At 48.1% G+C, this 14,330-nt stretch carries 18 protein-coding genes and 1 other RNA gene; 8 read left to right on the forward strand and 11 right to left on the reverse strand.

Features of this window, described 5'->3' with window-relative positions; all coding sequences use genetic code 11:
- Positions 1-61: 61 nt before the first annotated feature.
- Positions 62-838, forward strand: coding sequence for a hypothetical protein (locus tag WFJ73_RS23325; protein WP_336775358.1), 777 nt, complete (start codon positions 62-64; stop codon positions 836-838).
- Between the two features lie 360 nt (positions 839-1,198).
- Here WFJ73_RS23325 and WFJ73_RS23330 read toward each other — a convergent pair whose 3' ends face one another.
- A complete protein-coding gene (locus WFJ73_RS23330; protein ID WP_336775359.1) occupies positions 1,199-1,375 on the reverse strand; it encodes a hypothetical protein in 177 nt (58 codons plus the stop codon).
- Positions 1,376-1,977: 602 nt separating this feature from the next.
- On the opposite strand from WFJ73_RS23330, the gene WFJ73_RS23335 reads away from it, so the two are divergent.
- The 5 genes from WFJ73_RS23335 (at position 1,978) to WFJ73_RS23355 (ending at position 4,278) form a co-directional block, all read left to right on the forward strand.
- The gene (locus WFJ73_RS23335) at positions 1,978-2,364 is read left to right on the forward strand and encodes a hypothetical protein (protein WP_336775360.1); all 387 of its coding nucleotides are present in this window, start codon (positions 1,978-1,980) and stop codon (positions 2,362-2,364) included.
- A gap of 102 nt (positions 2,365-2,466) precedes the next feature.
- A complete protein-coding gene (locus tag WFJ73_RS23340) occupies positions 2,467-2,847 on the forward strand; it encodes a hypothetical protein (protein ID WP_336775361.1) in 381 nt (126 codons plus the stop codon).
- A gap of 57 nt (positions 2,848-2,904) precedes the next feature.
- A complete protein-coding gene (locus WFJ73_RS23345) occupies positions 2,905-3,294 on the forward strand; it encodes a hypothetical protein (RefSeq protein WP_336775362.1) in 390 nt (129 codons plus the stop codon).
- Positions 3,295-3,523: 229 nt separating this feature from the next.
- Positions 3,524-3,910, forward strand: coding sequence for a hypothetical protein (locus WFJ73_RS23350; RefSeq protein ID WP_336775363.1), 387 nt, complete (start codon positions 3,524-3,526; stop codon positions 3,908-3,910).
- An 83-nt stretch (positions 3,911-3,993) separates the two neighbouring features.
- Positions 3,994-4,278 carry a hypothetical protein gene (locus WFJ73_RS23355; protein WP_336775364.1) on the forward strand — a complete coding sequence of 95 codons (285 nt, stop codon included), beginning with the start codon at positions 3,994-3,996 and terminating at the stop codon, positions 4,276-4,278.
- A gap of 493 nt (positions 4,279-4,771) precedes the next feature.
- On the opposite strand, the gene WFJ73_RS23360 is transcribed toward WFJ73_RS23355, so the two are convergent.
- The 10 genes from WFJ73_RS23360 to WFJ73_RS23405 all read right to left on the reverse strand — a co-directional run bounded on the left by WFJ73_RS23360 (position 4,772) and on the right by WFJ73_RS23405 (position 11,991).
- The gene (locus WFJ73_RS23360; protein WP_336775365.1) at positions 4,772-5,860 is read right to left on the reverse strand and encodes a hypothetical protein; all 1,089 of its coding nucleotides are present in this window, start codon (positions 5,858-5,860) and stop codon (positions 4,772-4,774) included.
- Between the two features lie 26 nt (positions 5,861-5,886).
- Positions 5,887-5,949, reverse strand: an RNA gene (locus WFJ73_RS23365) — hammerhead ribozyme type II.
- Positions 5,950-5,951: 2 nt separating this feature from the next.
- Entirely contained in the window at positions 5,952-6,203 is a 252-nt protein-coding gene (locus WFJ73_RS23370) for a hypothetical protein (protein WP_336775366.1), read from the reverse strand.
- 737 nt (positions 6,204-6,940) lie between these two features.
- Positions 6,941-7,153: a hypothetical protein gene (locus WFJ73_RS23375; RefSeq protein ID WP_336775367.1), complete on the reverse strand. Its 213-nt coding sequence runs from the start codon at positions 7,151-7,153 to the stop codon at positions 6,941-6,943.
- Positions 7,154-7,174: 21 nt separating this feature from the next.
- A complete protein-coding gene (locus tag WFJ73_RS23380) occupies positions 7,175-8,041 on the reverse strand; it encodes a DNA-binding protein (RefSeq protein WP_336775368.1) in 867 nt (288 codons plus the stop codon).
- Positions 8,042-8,431: 390 nt separating this feature from the next.
- On the reverse strand, positions 8,432-8,725 hold the full coding sequence (locus WFJ73_RS23385; protein ID WP_336775369.1) for a hypothetical protein: 294 nt from the start codon (positions 8,723-8,725) through the stop codon (positions 8,432-8,434).
- Between the two features lie 166 nt (positions 8,726-8,891).
- Positions 8,892-9,746 (reverse strand): ATP-dependent DNA ligase, encoded by an 855-nt coding sequence (locus tag WFJ73_RS23390; RefSeq protein ID WP_336775370.1) that lies wholly within the window; start codon positions 9,744-9,746, stop codon positions 8,892-8,894.
- 153 nt (positions 9,747-9,899) lie between these two features.
- Positions 9,900-10,151, reverse strand: a complete 252-nt coding sequence (locus tag WFJ73_RS23395) for a hypothetical protein (protein ID WP_336775371.1) — start codon at positions 10,149-10,151, stop codon at positions 9,900-9,902.
- Positions 10,152-10,155: 4 nt separating this feature from the next.
- A complete protein-coding gene (locus tag WFJ73_RS23400) occupies positions 10,156-11,196 on the reverse strand; it encodes a ParM/StbA family protein (RefSeq protein WP_336775372.1) in 1,041 nt (346 codons plus the stop codon).
- Between the two features lie 150 nt (positions 11,197-11,346).
- Positions 11,347-11,991, reverse strand: coding sequence for a MerR family transcriptional regulator (locus WFJ73_RS23405; RefSeq protein WP_336775373.1), 645 nt, complete (start codon positions 11,989-11,991; stop codon positions 11,347-11,349).
- A gap of 1,000 nt (positions 11,992-12,991) precedes the next feature.
- Here WFJ73_RS23405 and WFJ73_RS23410 point away from each other — a divergent pair.
- Both WFJ73_RS23410 and WFJ73_RS23415 read left to right on the forward strand, forming a co-directional pair.
- Entirely contained in the window at positions 12,992-13,210 is a 219-nt protein-coding gene (locus WFJ73_RS23410; protein ID WP_336775374.1) for a hypothetical protein, read from the forward strand.
- Positions 13,211-13,474: 264 nt separating this feature from the next.
- Positions 13,475-14,311, forward strand: coding sequence for a hypothetical protein (locus WFJ73_RS23415; protein ID WP_336775375.1), 837 nt, complete (start codon positions 13,475-13,477; stop codon positions 14,309-14,311).
- Positions 14,312-14,330: the final 19 nt, after the last annotated feature.

Consider the following 14,330-nt stretch of genomic DNA (forward strand, 5'->3'; position numbering starts at 1 on the left):
TACTTTTGATCATGAGTTATGACAACGTTCTATACCCTGATTTTACTGGGGTGAAAAATCATTGTCAATACTGTTCAGTTATGATAACGGTTTGGAAGAAGCGCGACATCTCTATTCAGCTAAAATAACAAAAATGCTTTTAGATTATAGAACCTGGCGCAGCGATCGGTACGTTCGCTGGCGCATGGCCAGAGCTGCAGCTGCAGATCAACCAGGGCGCAGCGATCGATACGTTCGCTGGCGCATGGCCAGAGCTGCAGCTACAGATCAACCAGGGCGCAGCGATCGGTACGTTCGCCGGCGCATGGCCAGCGCGGCAGCTACAGATCAACCAGGGCGCAGCGATCGATACGTTCGCCGGCGCATGGCCAGCGCGGCAGCTACAAATCAACCAGGCGCAGCGATCGATACGTTCGCCGGCGCATGGCCAGAGCTGCAGCTGCAGATCAACCAGGGCAGCGATCGGTACGTTCGCTGGCGCGTGGCCAGAGCTGCAGCTGCAGATCAACCAGGCGCAGCGATCGATACGTTCGCTGGCGCGTGGCCAGAGCTGCAGCTACAGATCAACCAGGCGCAGCGATCGATACGTTCGCCGGCGCATGGCCAGCGCGACAGCTGCAGATCAACCAGGGCAGCGATCGGTACGTTCGCTGGCGCGTGGCCAGAGCTGCAGCTACAGATCAACCAGGCGCAGCGATCGATACGTTCGCCGGCGCATGGCCAGCGCGGCAGCTGCAGATCAACCAGGGCAGCGATCGATACGTTCGCCGGCGCATGGCCAGCGGCAAAAGTTATCGGGAAGATCGATCCCAAGGGTGATTTTTATCGCTCGGTGTAGTAGGATAACAAAAGAAGCCCCCGCCGATAACTGCGGGTGCTTCTTTTGTTATCTTTACTTTAACCAAGCACGCAGCGATTGGAATGCATCTGCTGGCGAATGCCCAAGACAGGCAAATCCAGCATCATTCGCGGAGCGTCGGCGATAAGGCCGTGCAGCCGCTATCTCTCGGCGCGGCAAAAAAGTTGTACTATTCTTTTCAACGCTCTCATAGGATAGAAAATTGAAATCTCCTACAGTTGGTATGGCGAACATGATTTTTGAACAGTATAATAGGAAGAAAAGGAGCCAAGAACTGTCCCCACAGTCTTGACTCCTGAGTTACTCAGTTCCTAATCCGCTGGTTTGGCGACCCCTGGATTAAGAACGTTTGGTTTTCATTTTCCCTTTGGATTTGGCTTTCGACTTTTTGTCGGAAGCCTTTTCCTTTTTACTTACCGACCTAGCGACTGCAAAGAGATTTAAGTAAGCTACCACGAGCTGTACTTTATCTTTGTCTGTCACAAAGTTTACTGCATGTTCGATAAATGAGTTCATCTGATTCAACCTCCTTGTGCCAGACTTATTCAGTTTTTTCTTCACACTTGCCAAGCACCACCCCTTTCTATTATTCTTCCAAGCTTGTCTTACCTTCCAATATATGCCCCGAATCTATTAGTTATTCCTTTAGGATTTCTCTAACAAAAAACACCCCTACAAAAGGATGTCTGTAAACTCACGAGTGGGAATCATTACTAACATTTTCATTATAACATGGCGACTCTATAAGCAAAATAAAAAGCGAATTAGCGCTGCTTAACGCTAAATTTTATTGCACAATTACACACAATAATATATTTTTAAAATGCGTTAAATAAGCGTTTTTAAAATATAATTTGTACATAGAAATTGTAGGTATAATTTTTTAAGGTGAAAATAAAAGATGACTTTAGGGCTTATCATACCGCTTAATTTAGCCTGGTTCTCTTCTTACTTTAAAGAAAAAAGAGCCCCTTTAATTTGGGGTTCCTCCAGGAACAATATCGGCCTTTTCATTCGGATAAATTGCCGGCCTTTTCGTTTGTCATAAATTCGTTGACAATTATATAGTAAACAACTATTATGACCGTATAACTAATATTTCAGGGAGCGCGGTCATAATGAAAAATCATGATGGCATTGATTACTATACAATCGGGGAAGTCTCAAAAATCGTCGGAGTCTCCACGATCACTTTAAAGCTATATTACGAATGGGCGACGCAAAACAATAAGCTAGCAGATCTGCCGGCAATGCGGGACGATCTCACAAATCGCGGAACGCGTTTTCTCAAGGCGGATGAGATCAATAAAATTAATACATTCCGGGAGAGCCGGCAGCGTGGAGATATGGCAGCTCTGAACGAGGAGAAATACGGTAATAGAAAAGAGTATAAAACCAAATGGATGCAAGAAAAACGAGCAAGAGATAAGGCCGAAACGCAGGCAGCTCGTATCGAGGAGAAAAGACCTACAATGGATGAAGAAACAGAGGCTCAGCAGAAATAAACTGCAGCCTTTTTTTTTGCTATCTTTTTGTTGACTATATAATAGTCTACATGTTATGATTCTCTTATAAACGAACTAATCAAACAAACGGAGGATCACAAAATGAAAAAAGAAACTCAGCAAGAATACCTCTCCACGAAAGCAGCTCAGGACGTAATGCTCCAGGCGTACTACGCGAAAGCAAATGAAATCTCGAGCGAATATCCGGAAAACTGCACCGACGAGCAATTTGAGGAAATGGACGAGCGACAAGAAGCTCTCCGATCGGAAATAGGAATTGATCAGATCCAGACTCGCGTACGCGAACTAGAGGAGGAACTGCTCTCCCAGATGAAAGAGGCTATACATACGGAGCGTTTCCGGAAAGCGTTCGCGACGATCGGAGCGACTCCGAAAGATCTTGAAATCCTGTTCACACAAGGCGTATACATGCTGCAGACACGAGCGAAACTGCTCAAGCTGGCGACGATGGAAGTTCGATAATCTAGGCCGGGGATCTCCGGATCCCCTTTAAAAGAAATATAAAACGGAGGAATATTAATGAAAGCAACTACTCGAGCAATGAACTTTTTAAATCGCGTGGCAATCGTGAAACTTAATGGCGAAGTACAACCGATCCGGATCCGATTTGAAGATCTGAAAGTCGAGGAAGACGGTTCAGCCTACTTCATCGTATCGGTTCGTAACGGCGAAGAGCGGCGGATCTCGACGGAGGGAGCGGTACGGTCGCTCAAACTACTTGATACAGAAGATCAGCAACGCCTACGCTCGCTAAATAAATGGTTTGAGCTTGTCAGTTCTCCAAAAATGATAGAGCAGCGCTGTAATATGACAGACACGCAGCGCGCAGCCTGGGCGAGTGTATACGATCCAATGAAAGCACAACGTGACGAGCTGGTCGCGCGCGGCGTAACAGAATTCGAGTTATAGGATTAAAGATAGGGCCGGGGGAGACTCCGGCCTTTTATAGTGGGGAGATCTTTAGAAAAAACATGTTGACTATATAATAGTCAACATGTTATATTTACTTCACAAGGTTAACCGCCTCCGAGCGGAGTACGCCACGATCCCAGCAACGGGGGAGCGACCACGACCCGAAAGGGTACGCCATGACGGGGAAGTTACACTACACTCGCCCATTGAAAGGGGATCGATTACTATGTCAACTACTTACACCAAAGGCCAGCAACTTGAATTATTCGGATCTACATATGAGGTTCAATCGGTTTATAAACTGACTGAGGCATTCATGCAGGAGGCCGAACTTTGGCATCCGTACCGTGTCACTCTCCGGAAGGTTAGCGGCGATAACGGCGCTGATCGGATGGACTCGGCGATCAGCTGGGAGCATCCGGAACCGAGCTACTACTCGACACCGATGATCGAACAGGCACTCTCTGAGGCGTACCTCACTCAGAAAACGGATCCAGCAGCTCACGAGGCTGCTCTCGTCCGCCGGCTGGCCTATAGCGAGGAACTCGCTCTCGAGCTTGGTCTCACACTGCAGCAATACAATAGAACGCGCCTCGGGATTGCCGAGCGCTAAAACCGGAGAGTCGGAGAGATCCGGCTCTATTTTTTAAGTTAGAGGGACACAAACAAAAATAGCTGGAACGGAGACGATAAAAAATGACAATTACAATCCAAGGAAAAACACAGTGGGACGCGCCGATCACATACGCAAGCTCGAAAGCATTTGAACTTGCTAAGCAAGGACAGGAGCTCAAAGCTCGGATTGATGGGATCCAGGCTGATATCCGGAGAGAAGAAAAGAACCTCACGCTTAAGCGTCTGGCGGATTACCGAGAAGAAATTCTCGATAACCTCGAGAAACTGCGCACGGAGCTGCCGACAGTAAAGGCCGAGTTCGAAAAAGTATTCGACGCGTTCAACGCCGAAGGAGGCTGCTGGTAAGATAGAAAGCTGAAAGTCTTTGCCTGGTGGAGTGGCTAGCTCTGATAGGGGGGATCCGCCGGCGTGCGATCGAACGTTTCCGCTGTTGGCGGTAGGGGCCGGTTGTGCTGCGCGGGATCTGCCGGTGTGCGAACGAACGTCTACGCTGCCGGTGGTAGAGGCTGGTGGCGGCTGCGCAAGATCCGCCGGCGTGCGATCGAACGTTTCCGCTGCTGGCGGTAGGGGCCGGTTGCGCTGCGCGGGATCCGCGGCGTGCAATCCAACGTCTACACTGCCGGCGATAGGGGCCGGTTGTGCTGCGCGGGATCCGCGGCGTGCAATCCAACGTCTACGCTGCCGGCGATAGGGGCCGGTTGTGCTGCGCGGGATCCGCCGGTGTGCGATCGAACGTCTCCGCTGCTGGCGGTGCTGCGCGGGATCCGCCGGTGTATAGGGCAAACAGATCCGGGGCCTTCGGAGGGGAGCAAGGAATGAAAGAAAAGCAGCCCGTGGTTTAGGCTGCTAGTTCGATCTCGTAATATGATTCGACTTCTTCAATCCGGATATCCTCCAGAGCTGCGAGGATCCGGACGTTATGGGCGAGAGCCGCGAATCCGTCCATCCCTGCAGGAGCTTTGGCCGTTTTGAATGTTGCGCTCATGAGCTTGCCGTACTTGCGACCGCTGAGCCATGTCGAAGAGTCAGCAGAGAACCAAGGGAACTCGACGATAATCGAAGAGCTGCCGCCCAGCCAGTGGAAATTCTGATCCGGGAATGCAGTGAAAATTTTCTGGAAGGCTGCTCGCTTTGTTTCTTCGTTAATGCCACGGATCGCTGTCCCGCCGATGCAGATAAAATCGTGATCCTCAGCAACCAGGCGTTCCAGATCTGCCAGTTCTCCGAAAGCCGGGAACACTGGAACCGGGGAGAGTCCCAGGTTACGGAGATATTCGTCATTTGCTGCAGAAGCTGCAGCGTCGCCGATTACGTCGAGCGTTATGTATGCGTGGATGACTTCTTTATGTTCGAGAACGAAGGCGCCGTATTCTACGACGTCTAATTGCTCGCCTTTATTGAAGGCCGTAAACGCGCCGGAGTCCAGGAGGACTTTAAGGCCGAGGCGTTTAACATGTGCAAATGGTTCTTTCTTTCCTTTAAGCCACCAATACGACATGAGCACAAACTCAGCTCCGTTCGCTTTCGCGACTTCTAGATCTTTAACCGCTTTGTCGCATCCGGACAAGTAGAACCGAACGCCGATGAGCGTAATACGTAGACCTTTGCGGCCTGTTGTCACTTTAGTCATCTCGCGGAGGATTGCGGAGAGGAGGCCGAGGAGTGCTGAGTTATAATTCGAATAGCGTTCAAGGTTTTTGCGAGTAGCTGTCCGATTAACGAACAGATCGCGGAGAGCTGCACGGAGTTTCACACGGTCAATTGTGTTAACCATTTTGCCGGCTGCAGCTTGGAAGTAAACACGGCGTTCATCGTGAGCGATGAGCTTGTTCAATGCGCCGGATCCTGTACGGAACGAGCTTTTCTTTTGGAGGAAATTACGTTCGCGGCGGATCGCCATTCTTTCAAATTTACGCATTGTGGACATATGTTCATCGTCTCCATTTCGTTAGTGTAGATCTGCCATCGTCAGGCCGAGGTAATCAATCCTCGACGACGCCCTTCGGCGTTTCGGCTGCTTATTTGCTATAGTATTCCGTGTGCATCGCCCGGAGCTCCTCGCGGCTGAACATATCCCGCATGACTGCTAATATCTCATCCTGCTTTTTTATGGAACCGAGCAGCTGCTTGCGCTCTGCTTCGATCCTGTCGATGATCGTCCACTCGCCGGTGAATATCCAGGCGTCATACTCAGCGGACAGCTCGTTCAGGCGCTTTTCGGCTGCTTTCTTCTCGTCTACCTTCGCAAAAAATTGTTCTTTGTTTGTCATGTTCGATCGTCTCCTTTAGTGTGTGTCTCGCTTACAATCTTATATTAGCATGTAGACTTTATAATAGTCAACAACCTTTTTCAGACCAGTTTTCATGGACAGACAGCCGCGGATCCGGAGCTGTCTGATCTGGCCATAATTGCCCCTGCCGCGGCACCGATCGATGGGCACCGGTTGAAGTAGCTACGCCCTGGCATACGCCAGCGTGATCACCAGCTGCAGTTCTGGCCATAATTACCGAGGCTGCCGCGGCATCGATTCATGGCACCGGTTGCTCTAGCAGCTGCGCCCTGGTAGCGCCGGCGGATCCCGGAGCTGCAGTTCTTAGCCATAATTGCCGGCTGCCGCGGCATCGATCGATGGCACCGGTTGCTCTAGCAGCTGCGCCCTGGCATGCGCCGGCGGATCCCGGAGTCGCAGTTCTTAGCCATAATTGCCGGCTGCCGCGGCATCGATCGATGGCACCGGTTGCTCTAGTAGCCTGCGCCCTGGTAGCGCCGGCTGCCATGTGTATAGAAACGCAATCACGACGTTTATATAATTAAAAGGCACTCCAACGGAAAAAATCCGCAGAGTGCCTTTTTATTCTCCTTCCCCATCCTGAAAGATCAGATAAGGGCTCTTTTTTATCCTATTCAGATACTCTTCAATATTCACCAAATCCAATCCGCCTGCTCGTCGCTATTCTTCCCTTTTCCCGCGTAGCGAAAAATACAAAGCAGAAAGGGTGCGATTTTTTAAGAATTCAGGAGTATTACCGTCACTACTACAATAAATGCACAAAGACCGCTAAATTTAAATTTCCCCATAATACTTCTCTTGTTATGTTCTTCTTTATTGATTTCACCAAAAGAACTGGATTTCTTTCCCGACTGAATGATACCTAATGATAATGCAAGCAGACCGAACACAGACGAACTGATAGTAATGAACCACAAAATAAATTCCATCTAACTCGCTCCTTTCACTGGTTACTGTTGCTTATCGTCGCCCGATTTTTCCTGTTTAGCCTGGGCAGCTTCCACTAAAGCTTTCAACGCTTTTAATTCACCTTCCAACTGTGCTTTTTCAATTAATGCTGCTTGTGCGGTTGCACGTTCAGCTTCAAATGCCTTCTCGGCCTTTTCTGCTTTGTCTCGTTCTTTTTCCAGATCACGAGTCATGTTAGCAATCTGTTGATTTCGCTCTTTCTTAAGGCTCTCGATTTCGCTCTCAAGCTTTACTACAAGGCTTTCCCTTTGAATTTCACGTTCGCTATATATTTTAATTTCCCGCTGTGCTTGCTCAAGCGAGGCCTTATAACCATGGGATTGTTCTTTAAAATCTTCTACTCGCTGCTTGGCAGCTTCCAGATCGGAGCGCAGTTTAATAGCCTCATCCGTCAACACCGTGTAGAGGCTCCTTGTAGCTTCATGGCCGTTCTGCTCAAGCTCCAGTTGAAATATCAATTCTTCGGCTTTAGCTTCTAGCGCATCTACCTTATTGGACATGTTATCGGCAAACGCTACCGTTTCGCGCTGTTCTTCCTCCATAGCGTGTTTCATCTGCTCCAAGCCTTCTCGATCGGACTTTAAGCTTTCAACAGCTAAATCGCTGGCAACCTTCCAGAGTGTATTTCCAAATTCCATAAGGCTGTCAACGACCGCTTGTGGTGCGACCTCTTTTGCCGGCGCTTCTGGTGCTTTTTGGCTCTCGCGCCACTCGCGCATAACTTCATTAATAGTCGTGAAGCTTCCTTTCCCCAATTTTTCTCGTACTGTAGCTACGGTTGGTGTAAACCCTTCTGCTTGTAAGGCATTTGCGGCTGCAAAAATCGCATCTTTCGTCAATCCGCTCACTTTTCAGCACATCCTTCTAATTTGTAATTATTACCTACTATTACCAACTATACTACAATACATACTCCATTACAATTACATTTTACATATTACATTACAAATTACATTTTACATTACATATTACAAATTACATTACAAAATTACAAAATAAAAAGACGGTCATTTGACCGCCTTATTCCGTTTTATATTGAACTCTTTCTTCTGGACGCAGGCGAAACCCGTTCCGATCGTTGCGCCTGATTATCTGCAACTGCCGCGAGATGACCACACGCGCGCCGGCGACCGTTCCATCGCTCCGCCTGGTTGATCTGCAGCTGCCGCGATGGCCACGCGCCGGCGGATCCGGAGCTGTAGCAATTGGGCCACGGCTACGTTCCGAGGCTCTTACAGTCAAGACTTAGATGGCTTGTAATCTTCCTTCACTCTTGAAATATATCCACTGAGCCGCATGCTCATTTCTGAAACGACTAACATCTTCATAATGCCAAATTCATCATGATATCCCCGCAACCAATAATCATAGTACACCGCTGATGGATCATCATGCCGCTTAGATTCTACAACCTTACAGCCAATTCGTTTCAGCTCAGCTTTAAGTCTCCTATTGTCTTGCTCTAGCTTCTCCCATAACATATCGGCTGCCCATATATAAAGCGTTTTTAGCGTATTATCCGTATACTCCATGTCTGTTCGATTCTTCTGAATCACCTTCATCATTTGTGGTACTAAGCAAGAATCTCGGATCGTAAGAAGTTCTTCATAACTCGGAACCATAGGTCTATGTCCGTCCATTCAATCACCTCAATGGCGATTATATAGCGAACATACGTTCCGAATCAAGTGATTGATATTACACGACAAACTCCACAAATTCGGGCGTCCGCATCATACCGGATTTGTACCAGTTTCGCATCCGGATCCGGGCAGTAATGAGCGGTTTCACGTAAACGAAGTTTTTATCCTCGCCAATCACAATGTCCTGGGCGATCCGGTAAAAAGCTTTTCGATGATTGCCTGGCACGGCCAGCTCAATTATCCCAACTGAACGACCATTATGCTGAGCAAGCCAACCGAATTCATTCTTTCTATATCCTGCAATCTTCACATTGGCGTAAGTGTAATTGATCATCTTCAGCCAATTGTCCGACCGACGCCCAACATAAGAGCTATCCTTGCGCTTGGCGACGATTCCTTCTAACTGTTTCTGTTGGATGACCTGGAACAAATCTTTTCCGCAGCCATCGATCTGCATTACTCGCCTGAAGTGATCTGTTTCTGTCATGATCGAATCCAGTAATTCTGTTCGTTTAGTAAGTGGCAGCCGGCGAACGTCTCTGCCGTCAACTTCGAGCACATCAAAGACGAAGTATTGCACCGGTAGTCGGAGCATGCCTTCCTGAATCATAGGCTGCTTTGCCATTCTAAATCGTTCCATTACAGCTTCAAAGTCAATCATTCCCGTTGTAGGATCGACATATGCAATCTCACCATCGATAATGCAACTTGAGCAGTTCAAAGGTGGAACGTGTAGTTCAGGATACTTCTGCGTAACCTCGTTCTCATGGCGGGTCCAAAGCCTTACTGTGTCGCCATCCTTCACTAACAAAAGCCGGTGGCCGTCAATCTTTGGCTCGAATACATACCGTGGATCATCGAACGGTTCTTCTCGCTTCTCAAGGAGCATTGCTTGTGGCGCTGTGTTCATGGTGCCGTCCCTCCCTTTATCCCAATTGTATCATTGACTAATCAACCAGAACCAAGGGAAGTGCTGGCATGCAAGAGGTTAACTCGGTTTCAGGCAAATAAAAGACCAAAGAGAAGTGTAATCTTCTCCTTGGTCTTTACGCCAGGTCTTATTCTATCTAACTAAACTACCTGGAAGTTTGGCGCTGCTTACTGCTGCTTCATTTTTCGGAGTGTCAGAAGGCTTCAGATCCGGCTTGATCTGTGGGGATATCGACGGAAGCGATGCTGCTTCGCCTAGAAAATGAGCTCGCAACGCCTTCCTCATTTCGTGATTCTGATCGCCCTCCGGAAGACTCTGGATCGCTTCCCAGAGATCCGAATCATGTCGAGTAAAATATAATTGTTTAACTTTGCGCTTTGACATGTAGTTATTCCTCCAATGCTGCTGCCGCCTCCGCAGCTTCTTCGATCTTTTTCGCTACATCTACGTATCCAAGAACTTGTGCATCCTGCGAGTCTTCAATAAAGCTGCAGAACACCTTTCTTGCTTGGCCGAGCTGCAGTTTAACACGATCTGCTGTTCCTCCGGCAAAGATGACCTCGGACAGATCTTCGAGATAGCCCTCGTCGTATTTGTCGATGATATCTGCCCATACCTCTTTAGCGTACTGCTCGAATGCTGCCGTTACATATGGACGTTCCTTAATATTTTCATAGTAGAGACCCTTATCGAGATCCTGGCGCGGTACTCCAACGTCTAAGAGCTCATCCACTTCATAGTATTTGAAGGCTGTTTTAAATTCCTTATTGATCGCATTGACGATTACACGATACGCATTTTGAATCCCAAGCTCTCGGTTCGTCCGAACCATTTCTTCTTGGATATCACCTGCGTTAACAGGCATATAGTTAATCGTCCGGAACCCTAGATCGACAATGAGAATCTTACGAGTAAGAATCTCGCCTCCGCGCTGCCGAATTATTGTAAAGTAAGTGCCAAGGCCTTGTGAGCAAACGCTTGTCCTACTGACAGAGATAATGATCTCCTCTCCGTTCAACTCGATAGAATGCTCATTCGTTAGCAACGCCTTAACATCATCGCTTTCGTCCAGGTTTTGATAAGGAAGGCCTGTTACGATCTCCACTTTTTCACCCGTCGTATGCGTCTTAGCCAATGCGTAGATTGCAAGCACCTTATAAGCAATGTTTGCAGCTCTTCCAGCGTTTTCGTTTGCCGTCAAAGGCTTGCGACCCAGCTTATAAACCGCATCACCAATTATGTATTCGATACCGTCTACTTTAATAATATCAACATCACGCGACTCTGCAGGACTCAGGGATTCTCCCAATACGCCAACCACCGCTTTTTCTTTCCGAACCTTTCCGTCCTTGTCTGTGAACTTCAGGTACCCATACCCGATATCGATCTGTTTAAATTTTGATTTTTGAATTTTCCCTTTAATCGCCATAAAATTAATTCCTCCCGTTTTCGGTTATATTTGATTTGTATTGTAAAAGTGCATTCATTTGTTCAATCACATTTACAGTATATAACAGGTTTTCGAGCTTGTCTACCACTTTTTTCATGTAAAATTACATGTAAATGTGATTGTACTTTTTCAACTCAAAGCCTCTCTCAGCTGTTGATCAAATCGTTCATCTACGTAATCACGGACGAAAAGCTCCCGAGCTGCTAAGTCTTCCTCTTTCCGGAACAAACCAACCTTCCGCATACGCTCAGTTAGCGGTTTCTTCTGCCATTCCTGCAACGCTTCACGCTCCAGCTGCCGGATAACGCGTCGCTCTGCGATCCGGTCATTGATCTGCTGCAGGCGATGCTCCTCTGCCAATCTAATGGCTTCAGTAGCATACGTTTCTTGTAATTGCTTCAGCTGCGCAGCTGTAACGGTTACAAATTGCTCTACGCTACGTTCTAGCTCGCTATAGCGCGTCTCATAGCGTTTGATTATATCGCCAGAAAAGGCGTCCTCAACGCTACGAACGATATTTGATTCAGAATGCATATCGTTCAATTCCCTATTAGCTACGAGCTGTGCAGCCTCGTCCACTGTTATGCTAGTCCGTGCGCGTATCGTTTGCAGGTACTTAAGCGCCATAACGTCACGCTCGCTGAAATCACGATTTTTCCCATCGCTACGCTCTACGTTATACCCGAATTTCTCAAGAGCAAGAGAGTATTTTCGCACCGTAACGGCCTCAATGCCCAGCAGATCAGCAACCTCTTTAGATGTATAGCGTTTCATTGTATCGACCTCCTGCACGTTATATTCGTTATATGACAGGAAAACCCTTCCACAGTTACAGCAAAGGGCGGGGAGTCTATTTCGTACGTGATCAGGTGCAGGATCGATCGCGTGAGCTGGCCGGGGGAAACGCGGTTGATCTGCAGTTGCTGCCCTGGTCAAGATCTATGGAGGCCGGCGGCGAGCGATCATACGGATCCGCAGCCGGCGATAAGGGGTAGCGGCAGCTGCGCGGAGCCGGCGGCGAGCGATCGCACGGAGCCGCCTCCGGCGATATGGGCGGTGGCAGCTGCACGGAGCCGGCGGCGACGCCTCCGGCGATAGGGGGTAGCGGCAGCTGCGCAGAGCCGGCGGCGAGCAATCATACGGATCCGCCTCCGGCGATAGGGGGTAGCGGCAGCTGCGCAGAGCCGGCGGCGAGCGATCGCATGGATCCGCAGCCGGCGATAGGGACGGCGGCAGCTGCGCGGAGCCGGCGGCGAGCGATCGCATGGATCCGCAGCCGGCGATAGGGGCGGCGGCAGCTGCGCGGAGCCGACGGCGAGCGATCATACAGATCCGCGAGCGATAGGGGCCGGCTACAGCTGCGCTGAGCCGGCGGCGAGCGATCGCACGGAGCCGCCTCCGGCGATAGGGGCGGCGGCAGCTACGCGGAGCCGACGGCGAGCGATCATACAGATCCGCGAGCGATAGGGGCCGGCTACAGCTGCGCTGAGCCGGCGGCGAGTGATCGCCAGCCGGCGATAAGGGCAGGCGGCAGCTGCGAACGATCGTACTGATCTGCAGCCATTGATAAGGGCAGACGGCACGACGGCAAGAGATCGTACGGATCCGCCGCACGCGGTAGAATTTGGCTGCCTGCTCTGCTGACCAAAGGGGCAAATAAAAAAATAGTAAATCGATTTAAGATGACAGAAGGAATTTAAGAGGTTAGTATAGAATAGAATTTAAGTCAACTTTTACACATGCGCAGAAATTGCAAATGAGGAGGGGATGAGTTTTGGGACGTCCAAGCCTAGAACCTGAAAAAAGGCATCGATTAAAGCAGGTTAGATTTTGCCGTATCGAAAACCTCGTTCACAAACTGTTAGATGAGATCGAGGACCCAAAAGCACGCGAAGTAATTCAAAGAGAGTATGAACGAGAATTGAAACTAGTCACTCATCCAACATTGAAAAAACAACCCCAACAAAATGAGGTTGTTCAAATGACTTTATAAATTTTTCATTTTAAGTCGCGGAAATGAAAAAAACCACCTCGCCAAAGGTGGTTTTCCGTCGGACTCCAATAATGAAGTCTAACACAAATGGGTTTGTAATTGACTTCATTATACCATAAGTTGAATAGTAAAATCAAAGATAAATCAGGGCATTTCTATGCACTTTTTTTACCATATCTTTGACTGATTCTTACTTTCAACCTAGGTTATTATTGGGCCGACACCTATCGCGAACATTTATTCTGCGAAGAGGTGTTTTTTGTTATGTCCAGCATATTTACTATGATTGCAACGCGCTACAAGTCTTTTAGCAGCGTTAGAGAAATGAACAATACCGTTCACTCCTACATAGAGCTCCATGGCTTAGAAGGTAAAATAAAGGCCTTTCTGCACAAATTAGAACACTACAGCTGTAAAGACGAACATACCGGTGTAAGTTTCAGAAGCCTAGCGAATTGGGCTGAAGAATTCGAAGTCAATGTTCGCACAGTTCAGCGATGGGTAAAAACACTTTGCAAACTCGGCATTACGCGTACTTTCGAAGTCTTCGACAGCAAAGGCCGTCAGCTTCAAAACATTATTGTTATTCAACCGAAATCTGTTGATATTGGGGATAACCGGTCGGAAAATGTCACCCCTACTGTCACCCCTGAAAACAATTCCTTTACAAAACAAGATCTTCCTAAAAATAAAGATTTAAATCGTATTAGTGAAATTAAATCGATTCCGTTACCTTTCAAGAATAAAATTTGGGTTCCGGAATGGTTTAAAAGAACACTACCTATTGGCAGCGAGCATTTAAGCGAAGTTTTATGGGCAAGGGTTATGTTAGCTTACAAAAATAACGCAGGTAAAGATTACATAGGCAGCATCAAAGAATACGCAGGTGAATTATCGGATGTAGTAAAAAAAGCCATACATACTCATTTTAAAAGTTCAAAGATACATAACTGCTCTGAAGATGGCTTAATTGGCTTTGTGTTTTCAGCCATCAGTAGATTGTTTTCGGCGATCGCTCTTTTAAATTCTCGCGAAATTCTCATTGGTAATAGAGACGTTTACCAAAGAGAGAGAACGATAGGAGACATTCGTGTTAGTTAACAAACAAGAAAAATCTGGA

This window comes from Paenibacillus sp. MMO-58, from assembly GCF_037146255.1.
Taxonomy (GTDB): Bacteria; Bacillota; Bacilli; order Paenibacillales; family Paenibacillaceae; genus Pristimantibacillus.